Source organism: Mycobacterium sp. NGS18 (assembly GCF_059813185.1).
Map to the genome: position 1 here is coordinate 629,522 of NZ_JCALEC010000001.1, position 21,670 is coordinate 651,191.

The 21,670-nt window shown below is 69.0% G+C and carries 21 protein-coding genes; 11 read left to right on the top strand and 10 right to left on the bottom strand.

What is annotated here, in order from left to right:
- Positions 1–43: 43 nt before the first annotated feature.
- From AC5Y31_RS03160 to AC5Y31_RS03170, 3 genes are all read left to right on the top strand, one after another.
- Positions 44–2,041 (top strand): APC family permease, encoded by a 1,998-nt coding sequence (locus AC5Y31_RS03160; protein ID WP_301635147.1) that lies wholly within the window; start codon positions 44–46, stop codon positions 2,039–2,041.
- Positions 2,029–3,213: a class I SAM-dependent RNA methyltransferase gene (locus AC5Y31_RS03165; RefSeq protein ID WP_499978126.1), complete on the top strand. Its 1,185-nt coding sequence runs from the start codon at positions 2,029–2,031 to the stop codon at positions 3,211–3,213. Before AC5Y31_RS03160 ends, AC5Y31_RS03165 begins: the two co-directional genes overlap by 13 nt.
- A gap of 112 nt (positions 3,214–3,325) precedes the next feature.
- Complete coding sequence (locus AC5Y31_RS03170; protein WP_499977950.1) at positions 3,326–3,985, top strand: DUF6629 family protein; 660 nt, start codon at positions 3,326–3,328, stop codon at positions 3,983–3,985.
- Positions 3,986–4,086: 101 nt separating this feature from the next.
- On the opposite strand, the gene AC5Y31_RS03175 is transcribed toward AC5Y31_RS03170, so the two are convergent.
- The gene (locus AC5Y31_RS03175; protein ID WP_065023143.1) at positions 4,087–4,539 is read right to left on the bottom strand and encodes a GbsR/MarR family transcriptional regulator; all 453 of its coding nucleotides are present in this window, start codon (positions 4,537–4,539) and stop codon (positions 4,087–4,089) included.
- A 50-nt stretch (positions 4,540–4,589) separates the two neighbouring features.
- On the opposite strand from AC5Y31_RS03175, the gene AC5Y31_RS03180 reads away from it, so the two are divergent.
- From AC5Y31_RS03180 to AC5Y31_RS03190, 3 genes are read left to right on the top strand one after another with little or no spacing between them, the layout of a single operon-like run.
- Positions 4,590–5,474, top strand: a complete 885-nt coding sequence (locus AC5Y31_RS03180) for an ABC transporter ATP-binding protein (RefSeq protein ID WP_499977953.1) — start codon at positions 4,590–4,592, stop codon at positions 5,472–5,474.
- Positions 5,471–6,169: a fluoroquinolone export ABC transporter permease subunit gene (locus AC5Y31_RS03185; RefSeq protein ID WP_499977954.1), complete on the top strand. Its 699-nt coding sequence runs from the start codon at positions 5,471–5,473 to the stop codon at positions 6,167–6,169. Before AC5Y31_RS03180 ends, AC5Y31_RS03185 begins: the two co-directional genes overlap by 4 nt.
- A complete protein-coding gene (locus AC5Y31_RS03190; RefSeq protein ID WP_499978128.1) occupies positions 6,169–6,909 on the top strand; it encodes an Rv2686c family ABC transporter permease subunit in 741 nt (246 codons plus the stop codon). Before AC5Y31_RS03185 ends, AC5Y31_RS03190 begins: the two co-directional genes overlap by 1 nt.
- Positions 6,910–6,930: 21 nt before the next feature.
- Here the strand turns inward: AC5Y31_RS03190 and AC5Y31_RS03195 are convergent, their stop codons facing one another.
- Positions 6,931–8,220, bottom strand: coding sequence for an ArsB/NhaD family transporter (locus AC5Y31_RS03195; RefSeq protein ID WP_499977956.1), 1,290 nt, complete (start codon positions 8,218–8,220; stop codon positions 6,931–6,933).
- Between the two features lie 112 nt (positions 8,221–8,332).
- Complete coding sequence (locus AC5Y31_RS03200) at positions 8,333–8,788, bottom strand: CBS domain-containing protein (protein ID WP_064855066.1); 456 nt, start codon at positions 8,786–8,788, stop codon at positions 8,333–8,335.
- Positions 8,789–8,835: 47 nt separating this feature from the next.
- Here AC5Y31_RS03200 and dxs point away from each other — a divergent pair, with 47 nt between their 5' ends.
- A complete protein-coding gene (gene dxs / locus AC5Y31_RS03205) occupies positions 8,836–10,749 on the top strand; it encodes a 1-deoxy-D-xylulose-5-phosphate synthase (RefSeq protein WP_499977957.1) in 1,914 nt (637 codons plus the stop codon).
- Here dxs and AC5Y31_RS03210 read toward each other — a convergent pair.
- From AC5Y31_RS03210 to AC5Y31_RS03220, 3 genes are read right to left on the bottom strand one after another with little or no spacing between them, the layout of a single operon-like run.
- Positions 10,730–11,152: a PACE efflux transporter gene (locus AC5Y31_RS03210; protein ID WP_301635160.1), complete on the bottom strand. Its 423-nt coding sequence runs from the start codon at positions 11,150–11,152 to the stop codon at positions 10,730–10,732. The genes dxs and AC5Y31_RS03210 overlap by 20 nt on opposite strands.
- A gap of 5 nt (positions 11,153–11,157) precedes the next feature.
- Positions 11,158–12,429: a ribonuclease D gene (locus AC5Y31_RS03215; protein ID WP_065023150.1), complete on the bottom strand. Its 1,272-nt coding sequence runs from the start codon at positions 12,427–12,429 to the stop codon at positions 11,158–11,160.
- 1 nt (position 12,430) lies between these two features.
- Positions 12,431–13,012, bottom strand: coding sequence for a DUF3000 domain-containing protein (locus AC5Y31_RS03220; RefSeq protein WP_065023151.1), 582 nt, complete (start codon positions 13,010–13,012; stop codon positions 12,431–12,433).
- 244 nt (positions 13,013–13,256) lie between these two features.
- Between AC5Y31_RS03220 and hemE the strand changes: the two genes are divergently transcribed.
- From hemE to hemQ, 3 genes are read left to right on the top strand one after another with little or no spacing between them, the layout of a single operon-like run.
- Positions 13,257–14,306 (top strand): uroporphyrinogen decarboxylase, encoded by a 1,050-nt coding sequence (gene hemE, locus AC5Y31_RS03225; protein ID WP_065023152.1) that lies wholly within the window; start codon positions 13,257–13,259, stop codon positions 14,304–14,306.
- Positions 14,303–15,664: a protoporphyrinogen oxidase gene (locus tag AC5Y31_RS03230; RefSeq protein ID WP_499977960.1), complete on the top strand. Its 1,362-nt coding sequence runs from the start codon at positions 14,303–14,305 to the stop codon at positions 15,662–15,664. The genes hemE and AC5Y31_RS03230 overlap by 4 nt, the downstream gene beginning before the upstream one ends.
- Positions 15,665–15,693: 29 nt before the next feature.
- A complete protein-coding gene (gene hemQ, locus AC5Y31_RS03235) occupies positions 15,694–16,395 on the top strand; it encodes a hydrogen peroxide-dependent heme synthase (protein ID WP_499977962.1) in 702 nt (233 codons plus the stop codon).
- A gap of 18 nt (positions 16,396–16,413) precedes the next feature.
- On the opposite strand, the gene msrB is transcribed toward hemQ, so the two are convergent.
- From msrB to AC5Y31_RS03255, 4 genes are read right to left on the bottom strand one after another with little or no spacing between them, the layout of a single operon-like run.
- On the bottom strand, positions 16,414–16,821 hold the full coding sequence (gene msrB, locus AC5Y31_RS03240; RefSeq protein ID WP_065023155.1) for a peptide-methionine (R)-S-oxide reductase MsrB: 408 nt from the start codon (positions 16,819–16,821) through the stop codon (positions 16,414–16,416).
- A complete protein-coding gene (aftC, locus tag AC5Y31_RS03245; RefSeq protein WP_499977966.1) occupies positions 16,818–18,116 on the bottom strand; it encodes an arabinofuranan 3-O-arabinosyltransferase in 1,299 nt (432 codons plus the stop codon). Before aftC ends, msrB begins: the two co-directional genes overlap by 4 nt.
- A 23-nt stretch (positions 18,117–18,139) precedes the next feature.
- Positions 18,140–19,699, bottom strand: coding sequence for an alpha/beta hydrolase (locus tag AC5Y31_RS03250; protein WP_499977968.1), 1,560 nt, complete (start codon positions 19,697–19,699; stop codon positions 18,140–18,142).
- Positions 19,700–19,709: 10 nt separating this feature from the next.
- Positions 19,710–20,492, bottom strand: coding sequence for a pyrimidine reductase family protein (locus tag AC5Y31_RS03255; RefSeq protein WP_065023158.1), 783 nt, complete (start codon positions 20,490–20,492; stop codon positions 19,710–19,712).
- Here AC5Y31_RS03255 and zapE point away from each other — a divergent pair.
- On the top strand, positions 20,491–21,573 hold the full coding sequence (zapE, locus tag AC5Y31_RS03260; protein ID WP_499977971.1) for a cell division protein ZapE: 1,083 nt from the start codon (positions 20,491–20,493) through the stop codon (positions 21,571–21,573). The genes AC5Y31_RS03255 and zapE overlap by 2 nt on opposite strands.
- Positions 21,574–21,670: the final 97 nt, after the last annotated feature.

A 21,670-nucleotide genomic window follows, 5' to 3' on the forward strand; every position in this document is an offset into this window, starting at 1 on the left:
TGAACGCTACCGCCAGAGCCGCCCTGGCTTACCCTTGGCTCTCGTGTCGAATATTTCCACCGCTGCGCGGCGGCTGCTTCTGGGCCGGCCGTTCCGCAGCGATCGGCTCAGTCACACGCTGTTGCCCAAACGCGTCGCGCTGCCGGTGTTCGCCTCCGACGCGCTGTCCTCGGTGGCCTACGGCCCCGAAGAGGTCTTCCTGGTCTTGTCGGTGGCGGGCATCGCGGCCTACCGGCTGACGCCGTGGGTCGGCCTGGCCGTGGCGTTCGTGTTCATCACCGTGGTGGCCTCCTACCGCCAGAACGTGCATGCCTACCCCTCCGGCGGCGGCGACTACGAAGTGGTCACCACCAACCTGGGGGGCACGGCGGGCCTGACCGTGGCAAGCGCACTGATGGTGGATTACGTTCTGACCGTTGCTGTCTCGATCTCCTCGGGGATCGCCAACATCGGTTCGGCGATCCCGTTCATCGCCGATCACAAGGTGGCGTTCGCGGTGGGGACCGTCGTGGTGGTGGCCGCGGCCAATCTGCGCGGCATCCGCGAATCCGGCACCGCGTTCGCCTTTCCGACGTATGCGTTCATGATCGGTGTGTTCGCGATGCTGGGCTGGGGACTATTCCAGATCTTCGTGCTGGACCATCCGCTGCAGGCCGAATCGGCAGCGTTCAAGATCCACTCGGCGCACGGCGAGGTGGTCGGCGTGGCCCTGGTGTTCCTGGTGGCGAAGTCGTTCTCGTCGGGATGTGCGGCGCTGACCGGGGTGGAGGCGATCAGCAACGGTGTGCCGGCGTTCCGCAAACCCAAGTCGCGCAATGCGGCCACCACGCTGTTGATGCTGGGCGTCATCGCGGTGACCTTGATGATGGGCATCATCGTGCTAGCGAGGGAGACCGGGGTGAAGATCGCCGCGCGCCCGCACGAACAACTGATCGGGGCGCCGGCCGACTACGACCAGAAGACGCTGTTGGCGCAGCTGGCCGAGACGGTCTTCCGCGGCTTCCCGCCCGGATTGTGGATCATCGCCGGCGTGACCGCGCTGATCCTGGCGCTGGCCGCCAACACCGCGTTCAACGGCTTTCCGGTGCTGGGCTCGATCCTGGCCCAAGACCGGTATCTGCCACGTCAGCTGCACACCCGCGGTGACCGGCTGGCGTTCTCCAACGGAATCGTGTTTTTGGCGGTGGTGGCCATCGCCTTCATCGTGGCGTTCGGCGCCGAGGTCACCGCGCTGATCCAGCTCTACATCGTCGGGGTGTTCGTCTCGTTCACGCTGAGCCAGATCGGCATGGTGCGGCACTGGAACCGGTTGCTGCGCACCGAAACCGACCGGGCGGCCCGCGTCAAGATGATGCGCTCCCGGGTGGTCAACACCATCGGCTTCGTCGCCACCGGATCGGTGCTGATCGTGGTAATCATCACCAAGTTCCTGGCCGGCGCCTGGATCGCGATTGTGGCGATGTCGGTGCTGTTCGTCATGATGAAGATGATCCGCCGGCACTACGACGCGGTCAGCCAGGAGCTGGCCGAACAGTCCGCCGCGCTCGACGATCAGGCGGTGCTGCCCAGCCGCAACCACGCTTTGGTGCTGGTCTCCAAGCTGCACCTGCCGACCCGCCGCGCGCTGGCCTACGCCCGGGCGACGCGTCCGGACTCCCTGGAGGCGATCACCGTCAACGTCGACGACACCGAGACCCGCGCTTTGGTCCGCGAGTGGGAGGACAGTGATATCACCGTGCCGCTCAAGGTGATCGCCTCGCCCTACCGTGAGGTCACCCGGCCGGTGCTCGACTACGTCAGGCGCATCAACAAGGAGTCGCCGCGCACCGTGGTGACCGTCTACATCCCCGAATATGTGGTGGGGCACTGGTGGGAACAGGTGCTGCACAACCAGAGTGCGTTACGGCTCAAGACCCGGCTGCTGTTCATGCCGCAGGTGATGGTGACCTCGGTGCCCTGGCAGCTCAACTCCTCGGAACGGCGCAAGGTGCTGGCGCCGCACCACGCCCCCGGTGACACCCGGCGAGGATTTCTGGAGTGAGCGACCATGAGCTGACCCTGGTCACCGACGCGCCCGCGAACGGCGGCAGTTGTGTGGCCCGCCATGACGGCCGGGTGGTCTTCGTGCGTTACGCCCTGCCCGGCGAGCGGGTGCGGGCGCGGATCACCGCCGAGCGCGGATCGTACTGGCACGCCGAATGTGTCGAGGTGCTCGAACCGGCGGACGGCCGGGTCGCCTCGCTGTGCCCGATCGCCGGCGTCGGCGGTGCCGGTTGTTGCGACCTGGCGTTCGTCGACCCGGCCGCGGCCCGTGCGCTCAAGGGCGAGGTGGTCTCCAACCAGTTGGCCCGGCTCGGCGGCCATGACTGGCAGGGCGAGGCCGAACCGGTGGGCGAGGGCGGTCCGACCGGCTGGCGCAGCCGGGTCCGGCTGGAGGTCGGCGCCGACGGGCGGGCCGGGTTTCACCGGTATCACAGCGAGGAGTTGGTCACCGATCTGCGGTGCGGCCAGTTGCCCGCCGGGATGATCAAGGGACTGGCCGAGCAGAGCTGGCGGCCCGGCGACCACGTCCATGTGGTGGCCGACGACGACGGCGTCCGGCACGTGGTGAGCACCGGCCGCAATCATCGCCCGCAGGTGCACGAGGGCGACTATCACGCCACCCAGTGGGTCGGCCGGCGGCGCTGGCAGATCCCGGTGACCGCGTTCTGGCAGGCGCACCGGCACGCGGCCGCGCTCTACAGCGCGCTGGTCGCCGACTGGGCAGCCACAGAGGCCGGCATGACCGCCTGGGACCTCTACGGCGGGGCGGGTATCTTCGCCGCGGCACTGGCCGAGGAGGTAGGGGAGTCCGGCCGGGTGATCAGCGTCGACACCTCGCGGGCGGCCACCGGCGCCGCCCGGGCCGCGCTGGCCGATCTGCCGCAAGTGTCGGTGCGGACCGACTCGGTGCGCCGGGTGTTGGGTGCGCAGCGGACCGCTGCCGACGTCGCGGTGCTGGATCCGCCGCGCGCCGGCGCCGGACGCGAGGTGATCGAGGCGCTGGCGGCCGCGGCCGTACCGCGCCTGGTGCACATCGGTTGTGAGGCAGCATCTTTCGCCCGCGATATCGGGCTGTACCGCAAGCACGGCTATGCCGTGCAACAGATCCGGGTGTTCGACGCGTTTCCGCTCACTCATCACGTGGAGTGCGTGGCGCTGCTGGTGCGCTAGCCCTGACACAGCAGCGGGGCAGCCAGAAGGTCGATGTGGCCAGACGCTGCCTGCGAGGAAAACGGGATTACGGGCGTGGCGGCGGGGGCACACTGGGGCGATGTGTTTTTCGATGACGGCCGATCTGGTGGCCGGCACTGCGCTGCTGCCAGTCGCTGCGCTTTCACTACGCGAGGTCAAAGCCGCCCGGGAGCTGCCGTTTGCGCTGTTACCGACGGTCTTCGCGGTGCACCAGTTCATCGAGGCGGCGGTGTGGGCGCATCAGGACCGTGACCTGTCCGCCGGGCTCGGCCACCTTGCGGTGCTGGCCTATCTGCTGATCGCGTTGCCGCTGTTGCCGACCCTGGTGCCGGTATCCGTGGTGTTGCTGGAGCCACCCGGCCGCCGGTTACGTGTCGCGCCGTCCGTACTGCTCGGCGCGGTGGTGTCGGCATATCTGCTCTATGTCGTCCTGGCCACGCCGGTCTCAGTCACCCGGCACCGGCATGCGCTGGACTACCAAACCGGTATCCAGCACGCCGGCGTGTGGGTGACGCTCTACATCGTCGCCGTCATCGGGCCGGCGCTGCTGTCGGGTTACCGCTCGATCATCGCCTTTGGCGTCGTCAACCTGGTGGGCCTGGTTGTCGTCGCGGTGCTCTACACAAAGGCGTTCGCGTCGTTGTGGTGCATCTACGCCGCGGTCGCGTCGGTGCTGGTATTGGTGCACATGGTGCGCCGCAGGAATTTTCGCGACCCGTCCGGGGCGCCTCGTCAGCCGAGCACGAAGTAGCGCAACCACAGATACGGCGTCGCCTGTGCGACAGCGGTTTTCGCCCGCGATATCGGGTTGTGCCGCAAACACGGCTACACCGTGCAGAGTGTGTCGCGCTGCTAACCCGCTGATTGCTCGCGCCAGCGGTCCAGCAACGCCGGGATCTCGCCGAGCAGAAACGTGTAGAAGTCCCGCATCTGGGTGAGCCGACGGTGGGCCGGGTGGTCAGCGCCGATGGCCGCGATCCCGGCCGCCGCGGCGTCCTGCATGGCTGAGATCGTCACGTTCTGGTTGGTGAACAGCACCGCCCACGCGTCGTCGCGCAGTCGATAGTGCTCGCGGCGGCTGGCCGGCACCGGAACCCGTTCGGCCAGCCCGACCGCGGTGAGCATCTTCATCGCCCCGGAGATCGCGCCGGCGCTGGCCTGCAGCTTCTCGGCCAGCTCGCCCATCGTCATCGTGGACCGTTCGGTGAACAGCAAGGCAGCCAGCACCCGGGCGGTCATGCGCTGCAGTCCGAGACCGGTCAACGTCAGCGCGAGTTGTTCGGCGATGTCCGCGTCATCCGCCACCGGAACTCCTAATGTTCATTAATTTCTGAAATGTCAGTATATTCGATCAGGTGTTGGACGACGGCGAGACCACCGAAGTGATCCGGGTGCGCGGACTCACCTACAGCTACCCGAAAGCCGAGCAGCCGGCGGTTCGCGGCATGGACTTCTCGGTCGACCGCGGAGAGATTTTCGGTTTCCTGGGCCCCAGTGGTGCCGGCAAGTCCACGACGCAGAAGCTGCTCATCGGCCTGTTGCGCGGCCACGGCGGCCAGGCCAGGGTCTGGGGCCGCGACCCAGTGGCGTGGGGACCCGACTACTACCAGCGCATCGGGGTGTCCTTCGAACTGCCCAACCACTACCAAAAGCTCACCGGGCTGGAGAATCTGCAGTTCTTCGCATCGCTGTACGCCGGCAAGACCGCCGACCCGATGGCCCTGCTGGATGCCGTCGGCCTGACCGAATACGCCGACACCCGAGTGAGCAACTACTCCAAGGGCATGCAGATGCGGCTGACCTTCATCCGATCGCTGATCCACCACCCCGAACTGATCTTTCTCGACGAACCCACGTCCGGCCTGGACCCGGTCAACGCCAACAAAGTCAAGGACATGGTGCGCGATCTCAAGGCACGCGGCCGGACCGTCTTCCTGACCACCCACGACATGGCCACCGCCGACGAGCTGTGCGACCGGGTGGCATTCGTCGTCGACGGCCGGATCGTCGCACTGGACAAGCCCGCCGAGCTGAAGATCGCCCGCAGCCAGCGCATGGTGCGAGTGACCTACCGGTCCGAGCAGGGTGGCCTGGCGAATGCGGACTTCGCCATGGACACCCTGGCCGACGACGCGGCGTTTCACGCGGTGCTGCGCGAACGACAGATCGAGACGATCCACAGCCGCGAGGCCAGCCTCGATGACGTGTTCGTCGAGGTCACCGGCAGGCAGCTGACATGAGCCGGCTGGTGGCCGCGCTACGCCTGGAGCTGATGTTGCAGGTCCGGCAGAAGTTCCTGCACGCCGCGGTGTTCTCGGGTCTGATCTGGCTGGCGGTGCTGCTGCCGATGCCGCCGCGCCTGCGCACCGCCGCCGAACCGTATGTGCTGATGGGCGATACGGCCATCATCGGATTCTTCTTCATCGCCGGCACGGTGTTCTTCGACAAGCAGGATCGGACCCTGTCGGCGATCGTCGCCACACCGCTGCGATTCGGCGAGTACCTGACCGCGAAACTCACTCCGCTGGCCGGGATCTCACTGGCGGTGGCCGTGGTGGTGGCCGGCGTGGATCGCGTCGGCTACCACCCGGCTCCACTGCTGGCGGGGGTGCTGCTGGCGACCCTGGTGATGCTGCTGATCGGATTCACCACATCACTGCCGTTCGCGTCGATCAGCGACTGGTTCCTGACCGCGACGATCCCACTGGCGGTGATGTCACTGCCGATGCTGCACTACTCGAGAGTGTGGCCCTCGCCGCTGTGCTACCTGATCCCCAGCCAGGGGCCGTTGCTACTGTTCGGCGCCGCCTTCGATCAGCTCAGCCTGGCGCCCTGGCAGATCGCGTACGCGCTGATCTATCCCACACTGTGCATCGCCGGGTTGTACTTGGCGGGCCGGAAATTGTTCGCCCACTACATTATCGAGCGGTCGTGATGGCGGGCTGGCGCGCAGTGGCCGCCTTCGGGCGCAACGATCTGCGCGGCACCTACCGCGATCCGCTGCTGGTGATGATCGTGCTGGCGCCGGTGATCTGGACCACCGGGGTAGCGGTGCTGACACCGCGGGTCACCACCATGCTCGCCGAGCGCTACGCGTTCGACCTGGTGCCCTACTACCCGTTGGTGCTCACCGCATTTCTGTTGCTGACGTCCATCATCATCACCGGTGGTCTGGCCGCGTTCCTGGTGCTCGACGAAGTCGATGCCGGCACGCTGACCGCCCTGCGAGTCACCCCGGTGCGGCTATCGGTGTTCTTCGGCTACCGGGTGGCCACCGTGATGGTGGTGACGACCGCGTACGTGATCGCCACGCTGTCGTTCAGCGGGATTCTGCAACCGGGCCTGGTCCCATCGCTGATCCCGATCGGGCTGGTGGCGGGCCTGTCCGCGGTGGTGACGCTGCTGCTGATTCTGGCCATGGCCAGCAACAAGATTCAGGGCCTGGCCGCGCTGCGTGGCCTGGGCATGCTGATCGCCGGGTTGCCGTGCCTGCCCTGGTTCATCGACTCGGGCTGGAACCTGGCGTTCGGGGTGTTGCCGCCGTACTGGGCGGTCAAGGCATTCTGGGTGGCCGGCGACCACGGTATGTGGTGGCCGTATCTGGTCGGCGGGGTCGTCTACAACCTGGCGGTCGCGATACCGCTGTACCGCCGCTTCATCGCCAAGAACACCTGACGGGATTGAACACCGCAGAAATCAACCGAACACGAAGTAGCGCAACCACAGATACGGCGCCGCCAGTGCTATCGAGACCACCGTGACCACGATGCCCTTGCGGGTGAACTCCCAGAACGTGATCGGATTCCCGGCGCGGCGGGCGATGCCGAGCATCACCACATTGGCGCTGGCTCCCACTGCGGTCAGGTTGCCGCCGAAGTCGGCGCCGAGCGCCAGCGCCCACCACAGGGCATCGGGGTGCAGATCGTTGGGCAGCGTGGTGCTCAGCTCGGCCACGATCGGTGTCATGGTGGCCACGTAGGGGATGTTGTCGATGATGCCGGACACCGGCGCGGACACCCCCAGGATTCCCATCGTGGTCAGCAAGGCGTTGCCGCCGGTGAGTTCGGTGGCGCTCTGGGCCAGGGCGGCGATCGCCCCGGTATCCACCAGGGCGCCCACCATCACGAACAGGCCGGCGAAGAACAGCAGGGTCTCCCACTCGACGCCGGACAGGTAGTCCGAGCGCTCCATCTTGGAGATCACGATCAGTACCCCGGCACCGAGCAGCGCCACCACGGAGGGCTCCAGGTTCAGCGCGGAGTGTCCGATGAACCCGGCAAACACCCCGGCCAGCACGAGGCCGCACTTGATCAGCAGGCGGCGGTCCCGGATCGCCTCGTGCTCCTCGAGCGCCATCACGTCGGCGACCCGGTCGGGGTCGACGGTGAACGATCCCGGAAACAGCCGGGGCAGCATGAGGATGAAGGCGATCAGGACGATGACCACGATCGGCGCCATGTGCACGAGAAAGGCGTTGAACGACAAGCCCGCTCGGCTGGCGATGATGATGTTGGGCGGATCGCCGACCAGTGTGGCGGCGCCGCCGATGTTGGACGCGAACACCTCGGCCATCAGAAACGGTGCGGCGTTGATCTCCAGCCGGTCGCAGACCAACAGGGTGACCGGGGCGATCAGCAGCACCGTGGTGACGTTGTCCAGCAGCGCTGATGCAACAGCCGTCACCAGCACCAGCAGAATCATGATGCGCAGCGGGGAACCCTTGGCCCGCTTGGCCGACCAGATCGCGACGTACTCGAACACGCCGGTCTGGCGCAGCACGCTGACGATGATCATCATGCCCAGCAACAGGAAGATGACGTCCCAGTCGATGCCGGTTTTGCGGGAGTAGAAGATGTCGTCGGAGGAGATGACGGGCAAGATGACCACCGCGGCCGCCCCGGTCAGCGCCACCACCGTCTTGTTGATCCGGTCGGCGGCGATGAACCCATAGGCGATCACGAAGACCGCGACGGCGAAGTAGATCATCGGGGGAGCTCCGCACAGCGGTCGGCCGCAACCCCCACCATGCACCCCCTGGATACGGAATCATTGACGCCGACCAGGCTTGCCGGTACACCGCATGAAAATGGATACGTTATCAGCCGCGCCGATCAGGTTTGAGCGCTGCCGCGAGCAGTCGCGAGGCGGTGATCACGCCGAGCAGTTTACCGTCCTTGACGACGGCCACCAGCGGGCTGCGCAGCTGGGCCATGGTGGAGGCGACTTCGATGAGGGTGTGGGCGGGCCCGGCGGTCGGCAGTTCGGGCAGGTGTTCGGGCAGCACATCGCGCACCGTCTTGCCGTGCAATTTCTCCGCGGCGCGATCGGCCGCGCTCTCGCTGAGCACTCCGGCCAGCGACGGGTCGTCCTGGACGTATCCGGGCAGGATGAAACGCACGACCTGTGAGGCCGGCAGCACCGCGTGCGGCTTGCCGGCGGGGTCGATAACCACGATTCCGGGCAGTCGGTGTTCGGCCAGTAACCGGGCCGCGTCCACGGCGTCGGAATCGATGGACACCACCGGGAACTCCTCAGCGATCTCCTCGGCGCGCATACGACGACCATACGGTGGTCACCCGTCGCCATGCGTAGACTGGCCGGATGCTTGAAGGGATCCGCGGCCCCGCCGATCTGCAGCACCTCTCGCAGGCTCAGTTGGCCGATCTGGCGGCGGAGATCCGGGAGTTCCTGATCCACAAGGTTGCCGCGACAGGCGGGCACCTGGGCCCCAATCTGGGCGTGGTGGAGCTGACACTGGCGCTGCACCGGGTGTTCGACTCTCCGCACGATCCGATCATCTTCGACACCGGCCATCAGGCCTACGTGCACAAAATGCTGACCGGACGCAACCGTGACTTCGGCAGCCTGCGCAAGAAGGGCGGGCTGTCGGGATACCCGTCTCGCGCCGAGAGCGAGCACGACTGGGTGGAGTCCAGCCACGCCAGTGCCGCGCTGTCGTACGCCGATGGGCTGGCCAAAGCCTTCGAACTGACCGGGCACCGCAACCGGCACGTGGTGGCCGTCGTCGGCGACGGTGCGCTGACCGGCGGCATGTGCTGGGAGGCGTTGAACAACATCGCCGCCGGTAACCGGCCGGTGGTGGTCGTGGTCAACGACAACGGCCGCAGCTACGCGCCGACCATCGGGGGTTTCGCCGACCACCTGGCCGCGCTGCGACTGCAGCCCGTCTACGAGCGTCTGCTGGAGCGCGGCCGCGTCGCGGTGCGCGGCGTGCCGGTCGTCGGGGAGATCGGCTACCAGGTGATCCACAGCGTCAAGGCGGGACTCAAGGACGCGCTGGCGCCGCAGGCGCTCTTCACCGACCTGGGCCTGAAGTACCTCGGCCCAATCGACGGCCACGATGAGGCGGCGGTGGAGTCGGCGCTGCGCCGCGCTCGCGGCTTCGGCAGGCCGGTGATCGTGCACGTGGTCACCTGCAAGGGCAAGGGCTACGGTCCGGCCGAGAACGACGAGGCCGAGCAGATGCACGCCTGCGGCGTGATCGACCCGCTCACCGGGTACGCCACCGAGACCGCCGGCCGCGGCTGGACGGCGACGTTCTCCGATGCGCTCATCGAGTACGGCACCAAGCGACGCGACGTCGTCGCGATCACCGCCGCGATGCCCGGGCCCACCGGGCTGACGCCGTTCGGGCAGCGCTTTCCCGACCGGATGTTCGACGTCGGGATCGCCGAACAGCACGCGGTCACCTCGGCGGCCGGTCTGGCGATGGGCGGCCTGCACCCGGTGGTGGCGGTCTACTCGACGTTCCTCAACCGCGCTTTCGACCAGGTGATGATGGACGTCGCGCTGCACAAGCTGCCGGTCACGCTGGTGCTGGATCGATCCGGGATCACCGGCCCCGACGGCGCCAGCCACAACGGAATGTGGGATCTGTCGATCCTGGGTGTGGTGCCGGGGATGCGGGTGGCCGCCCCCCGCGACGGCATCCGGTTGCGCGAGGAACTCGGTGAGGCGCTTGAGGTCCAGGACGGTCCCACCGCGCTGCGGTTCCCCAAAGGCGATGTGGGCGAGGACATTCCAGCGCTCGAGCGCCGCTCCGGGGTCGATGTGCTCGCCCGGCCGACGGACGGGCTGGGCCCGGACGTTCTGCTGGTCGCCGTTGGGGCGTTCGCGCCGATGGCATTGGCGGTGGCCGACCGGCTGCACAACCAGGGCATCGGCGTGACGGTGATCGACCCGCGCTGGGTGCTGCCGGTGCCGCAGGTGATCGCCGAGTTGGCCGTCGCCCACAAGCTGGTGGTGACCTGCGAGGACAACGGTGTCGCCGGCGGCGTCGGCTCGGCGGTGTCGGCGGCGCTGCGGGCTGCCGACATCGACGTGCCCTGCCGGGATGTCGGTCTGCCGCAACGCTTCTACGACCACGCCTCGCGGGGGGAACTGCTGGCCGAGGTCGGCCTGACCGCCCAGGATGTGGCCCGCCAGATCACCGGCTGGGTGGCGGCGATGGGCAGTTCCAACTGCGTCGAAGAGGTCAGCGAGCACCTGGATTAGGTCGCGGAGGCCAGATCCTGTCGAACAGCCAGGTGAACACGAACGTGTAGACCAGGAAGAACGCCAGCAGGCCCGCCTCGAGACCGAAAGCCTGCAGCAGGGACACGCCCAATATCCACGCCACGACCGGCAACAGCACCACCACCAGCCCGCCTTCGAAGCCGATGGCGTGCGCGATCCGGCGCGCGACGGTGCGGGTTTGGGAGTCCTGCCGCCGCTCCCAGAACTCGAAGACGGTGTTCCACACGTAGTTCCAGACCATTGCCACCGTCGATGCCGTCACCGCCATGACGCCCGAGCTGCCGCCACCGAAACCCAGGACGACCAGGCCGAGGGCGGTGAGCACGATGGCGATGAGTTCGTAGCTGATCACGTAGCTGATCCGGCGCACCACGGCGGACACCCGGATCAGCCGCCGTCGGCGGTGGTGCCGACGGCTTTACCGAGCGCGGCAGCCAGCAACGGCACCGTGAGCTCGCGTTGCCACGGTCGGGCGTCGCCGGCAATCAGGAACGCCTCGATCGCCGCCGCGGGTTCGGGTGTCGCCGGATCCCAGTCCCAGCACAGCCGGCGCACCAGCTCGGGGGAGAGCAGGTTCTCCGTCGGCACGCTCACCTGCTCGGACAGCTGGCCCAGCGCGGCGCGGGCCGCATCCAGTCGCGCGGCCGCCTCGGGCTTGCGCCGGGACCAGCGCGACGGCGGCGGTGGGCCGTTTTGGGGTTCGACGGAATCCAGCGGCTCGGGGTTGTCGCGGGCGGCGGCCAGCGCGGCCAACCAGGTCGCTGCGCTGCGGCGCTGCTTGGGCCCGCCGAACACCGGTAGGGCGAGCAACTCCTCGACGGTGGTGGGATTGGCCACGGCGGCGGCGATGATCGCCGAGTCGGGCAGGATGCGCCCGGGGGCGATATCGCGGCGCGCGGCGATCCGGTCGCGCACCGTCCACAGCTCGCGCACGGCGGCCAGGCCGCGCCGGTCGCGCACCTTGTGGATGCCCGACGTACGCCGCCAGCGGTCCCGGCGGGTCGACGTGGTGAAGTCGGTGATCCGAAGATGGTTGAATTCCTGTGCTGCCCAGTCGCTTTTATGCTGGCCGGCCAGCACGTCGGCGATGGCCCCACGCAGTTCGATCAGCACCTCGACGTCCAGCGCCGCATAGTTGAGCCAGTCGGCGGGCAGCGGGCGTTTCGACCAGTCGGCGGCACCGTGGCCCTTGGCCAGCCCCAGCCCCAGCAGGCGCTGCACCATCGCGGCCAGGTTGACCCGTTCGAAGCCGGCCAGCCGCCCGGCCAGCTCGGTGTCATAGAGCGCCTTCGGCCACATGCCGACCTCGGCCAGGCAGGCCAGATCCTGGTCGGCGGCGTGCAGGATCCACTCGTCGTCGTCGAGCACCTCGGCGACCGGACGCAGCAGCGCCGCCGGATCCTCGCCGGCGCCGACCGGGTCGATGAGCACGGTGCCCGAACCGGCGCGCCGGATCTGGATGAGGTAGGCGCGGTTGGAGTAGCGGAAGCCCGAGGCCCGCTCGGCATCCACCGCGAACGGGCCGTGGCCGCCGGCCAACTTCTCGGCGGCGGCGCCGATCTGCGTCGCGGTGACCGACACCTCAGGCACCCCGTCGGCGGGATGCGGCAGGGGAGTCGGCTCGGGCTCGTCGGATGCCGGTTCTGTCTGCCCGGACATCTCAGACGCGGGTTCGGGAGCTCAGGTCGGTGATCCCGACCGGCGGCAGCCCCGCAGCGTGTTCGAGGACCTCGCAGAACGCCTGGACGTGCGCGCCCAGCTCCGGTGTGGTCGCGGTCCAGGATGCGCGCAGCTCCAGTTGGTGGCCGCGGGGCGGGCCGGAGATGTCGCCGTAGCGCACCGAGGTGGTCGCCGTGACGGTGCCCCCCAGCGCGGTGACGTGCTCGGTGCGGGAGCCCAGCGCCTCCACCAGCCAACTCCAGGCGACCTCGGGCAGCAGCGGGTCGATCGCCTCGTGCGGATCCAGATCGGCCTGGATGAACGCCACCATCCGCATGGTGCCGTCCCAGGCGTCGGTGCCGTCGGGGTCGTAGAGCAGGATCAGCCGGCCGAACGCGTCGCCGTCGGAGTCCTCCGGTACGAAGTCGGTCTCGGGGTGCTTGACCTCGGCGCCCAGCGCATAGCTGTAGGGCGCCAGGCGCTGGGGCGGCCGGATCGGCCCCAACTCGATCTCAGACCGCACCGTCGCGGCATGCATCGTTGCCACCGCTTCGCGGAATGGGGCAGGCTCGGCTGATGTCACTGGCGCCGCTCCTTAACTCATCGCTGTGCCCCGCGTCGCCAGCGGCCGGCCCCCGGGTGCTGTTGCGCACCGCCGCGACGCGGGTCGCCGGATCTCACGCTAACCCCCGGCGCCGATCGGCGCAGACAGGCGCGCCGAATCACCGGCGGTTCAGCGAGGCTCGACGGAGGAGAGGCGAAGCTGGGACCGCCGCATGAACCGCGCGGTTCGCCCGCGTAACGCGGCCGTGGCAGCATTGACCTCGATGAGTGCCCGTCGTGAGCTGCCTGAGTCGTCCTTCCTGGCCGCCGCTGCCGGCCGGCAACCCGCCCGGGTGCCGGTCTGGTTCATGCGGCAGGCCGGCCGGTCGCTGCCGGAATACCGAGACCTGCGCGCCCAGCACAGCATGCTGGCGGCCTGCTTCGATCCGGAGCTGGTCTGCGAGATCACCCTGCAACCGGTGCGCCGCCACGACGTGGACGCGGCGATCCTGTTCTCCGACATCGTGGTGCCGCTGCGCGGTGCCGGGGTGGACCTGGACATCGTGCCCGACGTCGGGCCGGTGATCGCCGAGCCGGTGCGCAGTGCGGCCGATATCGCCGCCCTGAAGCCGCTGGAACCGCAGCAGGTGACGGCCGTCGCCGAAGCGGTGTCGCTGCTGGTGGACGCGCTCGGGGACGTGCCGCTGATCGGCTTCGCCGGAGCGCCGTTCACCCTGGCGTCCTACCTGGTCGAAGGCGGCCCGAGCCGCAACCACGCCCGCACCAAGGCGATGATGCTGGCCGAGCCGGACAGCTGGCATCAGCTGATGACCAGGCTTACCGATCTGACCATCGCGTTCTTGACCGTGCAGCTGGACCACGGCGTGGACGCCATCCAGCTGTTCGACTCGTGGGCCGGCACGCTGAGCCGGGCCGACTACCGCAGCTTCGTGTTACCGCACAGCACCCGGGTGTTCGCGACGCTGGCCGACGCCGGGGTACCGATGACCCATTTCGGCGTGCAGACCGCCGAGCTGCTGGGCGCCATGGCCGAAGCCGGGCCCACCGTGGTCGGGGTGGACTGGCGGACCAGCCTGACCGATGCCGCCGCGCGGGTCGGCGCGGGCTTCGCCCTGCAGGGCAATCTGGATCCCGCGGTGCTGTTGGCGGGCTGGCCGGTGACCGAACGCGCGGCGCGCGCCGTCGTCGCCGATGGCCGTGCCGCGGTGGCCGCCGGAGCATCCGGTCACATCTTCAACCTCGGGCACGGCGTGCTGCCGGAATCGGACCCGGGCGTGCTCACCGATCTGGTGTCGCTGGTCCATTCGTTGTGACCACGTCGTACTGCGTTGTCGGAGGCGGCATCTCCGGTCTGGCCGCCGCTTACCGGCTACGCGCGACGCTCGGTGACGCGGCCGAGATCACCGTCTTCGATCCGGCCGACCGGCTCGGCGGGGTGCTGCGCACCGAGACCCTGGGCGGTATCGCCGTGGACGTGGGCGCGGAGGCGTTCGTCGCGCGCCGGCCCGAGCTGCCCGCCCTGCTGGCCGAGCTGGGCCTGGCCGACCGGGAACGCACCACCACCGGGGTGCGGCCGCTGCTGTACTGCCGCCGCCGGCTGCATCCGCTGCCGCCGGGCACGCTCAGCGGAATCCCGTCCTCGCCGGGGTCGATGGCCGGACTGGTCGACGAGGAGGCCATCGCCCGCATCGCCGGCGAACCCAGCCGCCCGCTGACGTTCGAACCCGGCAGCGACCCGGCGCTGGGTGCGCTGGTGGCCGACCGGTTCGGCGAGCAGGTGGTCGCCTGCTCGGTGGATCCGTTGATCGGCGGGGTGTACGCAGGGACGGCGGCGACGATCGGACTGCGCTCGGCGGTCCCCGGCCTGGCCGCTGCGCTGGACGGCGGCGCTGCCAGCCTCACCGAGGCGGTGCGGCGGGCACTGCCGCCGACGACCGGCGCACCGGTGTTCGGCGCGATCGCCGGCGGCTACCAGGTGCTGATCGATGCCCTGGTGCGCCGCAGCAGGCTGCGCTGGGTGCAAGCGGCGGTGACCCAGATCGACCCGACCGGAGATGGTTGGCTGTTGCGGGACGCCGCCGGGGGCTTCCACCGCGCCGCCCGGCTGGTGATGGCGGTGCCCGCCCACGTGCTGGCCCGTTTGGCCACCGGATTCGCCCCGCGCACCGCGGCGGCAGCCAGTCAGATCACCCACGCCTCGTCGGTGGTGGTGGCGATGGCGGTGCCCGCCGGTGCGGCATTCCCGGACAACTCCGGGGTGCTGGTCGCCACCGGGGAGCGACTGCACGCCAAGGCGATCACCTTGACCTCGCGCAAGTGGGGCAGCTGGGGTTATGGCGGCAAGGTGGAGGTGCTGCGGTTGTCGTTCGGCCGGTTCGGCGACTCCCGCACCCGAGCCTCCGAGGCTGAGTTGGTGGCGTGGGCGATATCCGACCTGGAAACCGTCTTCGGCGCTGCGGTCGACCCGCTGGAGGTGTTGGTCCAGCGCTGGCCTGCGGCGATGCCGCAATACCGGTCCGGGCACGCCGCGCTGGTCACCGGGCTGCGCGCCGGGCTGCCGCCCACGGTGGCGGTGGCGGGCAACTACCTCGACGGCATCGGGGTGCCGGCCTGCGTCGCAGCGGCAGACCGCGCGGCCGCGGCCGTGATCAGCGCCACCCCGGCGCCCTAGCGGCGGCGTGTCGTGGCAGCATGGGGGCCATGGCGCACCTCGATTACGACAAGCTGAATTCCACCATCCGCTACGTGATGTTCTCGGTGTTCTCGGTGCGTCCCGGGGTGCTCGACGAGGGGCCCGGCACCCGGGATGAGGTCGCCGACCAGGCGGCCACCTTCCTCAAGCAGCAGGAAGAGCGCGGCGTGGTGATCCGCGGCCTCTACGACGTCGCGGGCCTGCGCGCCGACGCCGACTTCATGATCTGGAACCACGCCGAGCGGGTGGAGGACTTACAGGCCACCTACACCGGCTTCCGGCGCACCGCGCTCGGCCGGGCCTGCACCCCGGTGTGGAGCAACGTAGGACTGCACCGGCCCGCGGAGTTCAACAAGAGCCACGTCCCGGCGTTTATCGCCGGTGAGCCGGCCGGTGCCTACATCTGCGTGTACCCGTTCGTGCGCTCGCACGAGTGGTATGTGCTGCCCGAGGAGGACCGGCGCCGGATGCTGGCCGAACACGGGATGGCCGCCCGGCCCTACAAGGATGTCCGCGCCAACACCGTGCCGGCGTTCGCGCTCGGCGACTACGAATGGATCCTGGCGTTCGAGGCGCCCGAACTCGACCTGATCGTCGATTTGATGCGCGATCTGCGTAACACCGAGGCCCGCCTGCACGCCCGCGAGGAGACCCCGTTCTTCACCGGTCCCCGCGTCGAGGTCGAGCAGTTGGTGGCCGCCCTGCCCTGACGCGGCCCAGCGCCCGCCTCAGGACGACGGCACCAGCCGCAGACAGATCGAGTTGATGCAGTACCGCTGATCCGTCGGGGTGGGGTAGCCCTCACCTTCGAAGACGTGGCCCAGGTGGCTGTGGCAGGCCGCGCACAACACCTCGGTGCGACGCATCCCCAGGGACTCGTCCGGGCGCAGGATCACCGCATCGGAGTCCGCCGGATCGAAAAACGACGGCCAACCACAGTGCGACGGGAATTTCTCTGTGCTGCGGAACAATTCGGCGCCGCATGCCCTGCACTCGTAGACACCCTCGGTGGTGGTGTTGGTGTATTCACCGATGTTGGGCGGCTCGGTACCGCCGCGGCGCAGCACGGCGAATTCCTCGGGGGTGAGTTTGCGGCGCCACTCGTCGTCGGTGAGCGCCACCTTGGGAGAGGTCATGCCTCCACGTTAGCCCTGTCGGGTTTATCTGCCAGCCACGCCGGATCGATCCCGTCGTCGAGGCGGCCGGCCTCGCGGGCGTCCAGGTAGCGGTAGCACAGCACGGCGCACACCACGATCAGCAGCAGCGACCAGCCGTAGGTGATCTTGAGGTAGTCCAGCGGCCGCCCGACATTCATCCACCGGAAGATCAGCCATTTGTCCAGCGTCATGAACCCGTAGATGCCCAGCCACGCCGGCCAGTTGCGCAGCACCGAGTTCGGCAGCACCACCGTCATCAGGAACGGGACCAGCACGATCGAGTAGTAGCCCTGGCCCAGCGACAGCACCAGAAACGAGGTGGTCAGTAGCACGCCCGAGGAGGTCAGCAGCCAGAACCGCGGGTCTCGGGTGCGGTAGTAGCGGTAGAGCAGCCACAGACTGACGGCCGCGATCGCGGTGAACAACACCCGCAGGAACAGGATCAGCGGAGACGGCAGGCCGAAGAACACGCCATTGCCCAGGATCGAGGAGTTGAAGTAGTCGCGGGTGCCCATGATGTAGGGCACGGTGTGGGTGAAGTAGCTGGTCGGATCGCTGGCCAGCGGGAACGCCACCAGGTTGAACAGCACCGGCGCCACGACCGCGCCGATGAGCGGCCGCCACTGCCTGTTGAGCACCGGAAGCAGCAGCAGCGGCGCCAGCACCGGTTTGACCACCAGGGTCAGCCCGATGGCCATACCGGCCCACCACTGGCGGCTCTCCCGGCCGTCGAGCACCCAGCGCAAGAACAGCACCTCCGCCAGCAGGATGACGCCGTTGATGTTGGTGAATACCAGTGTGCTGGAGACGCTTTCGGTCAGAAACAGCGCCGCCAGCAGGGCCGGGGCAGCCACCGAGGTCAGCGCGAAACCGAACATCCGCAACAGCAGGTAGGCGGCGAGCAGGATGGCGATGGTGTTGGTGGCGATGAACGTGTACCGCGACAGAGTTTCGGGCAGATACCCGAACGGCGACATCAGCAAGGTGCCGCCGGGCGAGTAGAGGTAGTGCGGGTCGACGTAGTCGAAGTGCTCGTTGTAGATGTCCAGGCCGTGCCGGAAGTTGAGCACCGCGCGGTAGACCGGCTTGAAGTCGTCGGTGATGTTGCCGTTGAGCGGCAGGATCACCGCGCGGTGAATCAACGACATGATGGCCACCGGCCACAGCACCGAACGCAGCACGGTCGCGGCGCTCGGCGCGCTGGTCGGTGGGCGGAAGGCGGTCAGCAGACTGCTGCGAAGTGAGTTAACTGCCGTCACCAGCGCACCGTACACCGAACGGGTGCGGCCGCCTCAGCTCAGGCCGGGCAGTAGACGTCGGTGTCGGGCAGCTTGCCGCTGTCGAGATAGCCGATCAGCGGGGGTAGCGTGCAGGACGAGTACACGGTGGCCCCGTGACCGATGCCCTGCCACATCACCCGCTTGCTGGCCGCGCCGGCGTTGATGACGGCCGCGGCGGTGGCCGCCACACCCTCCTCGCCGACGATCGGGTCGTTTTGCACCCCGAACAGCAGCACGTCGATCTTGAGCTCCTTCGCCGCCTCCGGGGTGGCGCTGCTGGGCCAGCTCAGGCACTGCGCCATATCGAGGGCGCCGACGGCGCCGAACTGCGGGTACTCCTTGCCCCAGGCGACTAGCAGCTCCCGGACCCGGTCGGGGGTGGGCCGGTTGAGCGCGTCGGCGCACGAATTGATGAAGTGGCCGTCGCTGCCGACGGTGCCCTGGGCCCGGTTGATCAGGTTGTTCAGCAGGTTGGCGTCACCGCCATGCGCGCCGGCCAGCGCCCTGGCCAATTCGTTGGTGCTGCTGACACGGTCACCGATGGGATAGCCCAGGGTGCTGACGATGGCATGGGTCACCGCGGCCACCGAGGCGCCGCCCGGACCGTTCCCGGTACGGGCGGAGTCCAGCACCGCGTCCACGACACCCTTGGGGTCGGGCGCCAGGGCGCAGTTCACCGCGACGCACTGGGCGGCGAACGCCTCGAAGGCCGCCTCCTGGCCCTTGATCCGCTGCTCGGCGGCGGCCTCGGCGGCGACGCCGAGCGGGATGGGGGAGTCCAGCGCCAACCGGGCCACCTTGCCGGGATGGGATCCGGCGTAGGCCAGGGCGACCTGGGCGCCATTGCCGATTCCGATCAGGGCCAGCGCCGGAACGTCCCAGATGCTGCGCAGCCGTTCGAGGTCGGTGGCGGCGTGGGTGTTGTCGTAGGAGGACTCCCCGGGCGAGATGGCGTCGGTGCAGTCGGTGGTGGCGTCCATCGCGACGGTGCCCAGGTTGGCCACCGGGTCGTCGCCGGGGGCGAACTGCGCCAGGTTCCACATCTCGTCGCGATCACCGCGGTCGCGGCAGTCCACCGGGCTCGACATGCCGGTGCCGCGCCGGTCCACGGCCACGACGGGGTGGCCGGCGAGCACATCGGCACCGCCGCGCGCCAGCCAGGTCGGCAGCTGCAGCGAGGACGGCAGGTCCCAGCCGGTGGTGAACACGACGGGCCCGGCGTCGGCGGGGGTCTGCACCGAGCGGGCTCGCACCACGCCGATGCTGATCGCCGTCGAGCTGCCGCCGAGCGGGTCGACGTCGGCGTCGTAGCTGGCGCAGTCCAGCCGCACCCCGGGGGTGGCGGGCACCGCGGCGTCGTTGAAGACCCGGGCCGTGCAGTCATGCCAGGGCAGGTCGTTCTTGGGTACCTCGACCGGCGGAGGGCCGGCCGTGTCGGGGGTGGACTCGGGTTGGCCCTGCGGGCCGGCGCCGGAGTCGGTGGCGAAGCGCGGGTTCGCGGCCAGCCCGGGCGCACAGCCGGACAGCACGACAACCACCGGCAGGGCGGCGGCGAGCGCGATCCTGGCAAGATTCATGCCTGTCACCTTATAGGCGGACGCCTTTGACGTAGCGGCCGTAGAGGTAGCCGGACTCGTCGGTCAGCAGATGCGCACAGTGCATCGGAATCGCCACCTCGCCGGGGCCGGTGGCGATCCGGCGCGCTAGGCCCCCGACCAGAAAAGGGGCGACGGTCAGACACAGCTCGTCGAGCAGATCGCGTTCGATGAAAGAGCCCAGCAGCATCGGGCCGCCTTCGGTGAGCACCCGATAGTGCCCGCGGGCGCCCAGCGCGGCCAGCACCGCTGCCTCATCGACCCGGTCCGGGTCGCCGGTCGAGCAGTCCTGGACCTCGGCGTGGCCGGCCAGCCGCCGCCGGGTGTCCTCGGTGGCCGCTGTGCTGGTCAACACCAGCGGCGGCAGCTCGGTGTCGGTGAAGATCCGCAGGTCGCGGTCGAGCTGCCCGGACTGGGTGACGATCGCGATCCGGGGCACCTCGGACTGTCCGCGGTCGCGGCGGCGCTGGCGCTGCGCGACGCTGAGGCGGGCTCCGCCGTAGTTCTCCACCCGGACCGTGCCCGCGCCGACCAGCACGACGTCGGCCAGTGCCCGCAGCAGCATGAACAGGGCGCGGTCGCCCGGATTGCCCAGGCCGCCGGACCTCCCGGACAGCGTTGCGCCGCCATCGATGCTGCCGATGAAATTGGCGCGCACCCACAGGCGCGGGTGCTCGGGTTCGGGGTAGGCGTACAGCCGGGCCAGTTCGGCGTCGTCGACGGGTTGTGCCGAGTCCAGTCGGGTGAAACCCGGATCTGCGCTGAGGTCGGACATGGCCTCGATTGCACCATGTGGCTACAGTTCCTGCGTGCCTAATCCCGCCGTCGAGGGAATCGACCACCTGGTGGACCGGCATCCGGCCGTCTCACCGGAGCGGTTGATCGCGCAGCTCACGCCGCCGCCGACGTTCTCTCGCGCCAGCTTCGCCAGCTACCGTCCCGACCCCGCCGAGCCCACCCAGGCGGCGGCCGTGGCGGCCTGCACCGCGTTCTGCGCGCAGGCGGTTGAGCGGCGGGCCGGTCGGCGCAAGCTGCTCGGCAAGCGCGAAGTGCTGCCGGGCGTCGGGCTTTACCTCGACGGCGGGTTCGGTGTCGGCAAGACGCACCTGCTGGCTTCGGTCTACCGCGAGATCACCGAGACCGGCGATCCAGGGCAGCCGCATCGGACGGCGTTCGCCACGTTCATGGAACTCACCCAGCTGGCCGGGGTGTTCGGGTTCACCGAGTGCATCGAGTTGCTCGGCGGCTACACCGTGGTGTGCATCGACGAGTTCGAACTCGACGATCCGGGCAACACCACGCTGGTGTCGCGGCTGCTCCTAGAACTGGTGGCGCGCGGGGTCTCGGTGGCCGCCACGTCGAACACCCTGCCCGACCAACTCGGTGAGGGGCGCTTCGCCGTGCAGGATTTCCTGCGCGAAATCCAGGCGCTGGCAAGCATTTTCACACCGGTTCGGGTCGACGGCCCGGACTATCGGCATCGGGACCTGCCGCCGGCGCCCGAGCCGCCGTCGGCGCAGCAGGTCGCCCAGCGCGCCGCGGCGACACCCGGTTCCACCCTGGACGACTTCGACGCGCTGTGTGCGCACCTGGCCACCATGCACCCGTCGCGGTACCTGAGCCTGATCGAGGGCGTCACCGGAGTCTTTCTCACCGGCGCGCACCCCATCGACGATCAGAATGTGGCGCTGCGCCTGGTGGCACTGACCGACCGGCTCTACGACGCGGGCACTCCGGTGGTGGCGTCCGGGGCCAAGCTGGACGACATCTTCAGTGCCGAGATGCTGGCCGGTGGCTATCGCAAGAAATACTTGCGGGCCACCTCCCGGCTGCTGGCGTTGAGCAGCTGCGGTTAGCGAGGCTCGACGGAGGAGAGCCGAAGCTGGACCGCCGCCATCAAACTCGGCGGTTAGCGAGGCTCGACGGAGGAGAGCCGAAGCTGGACCGCCGCAT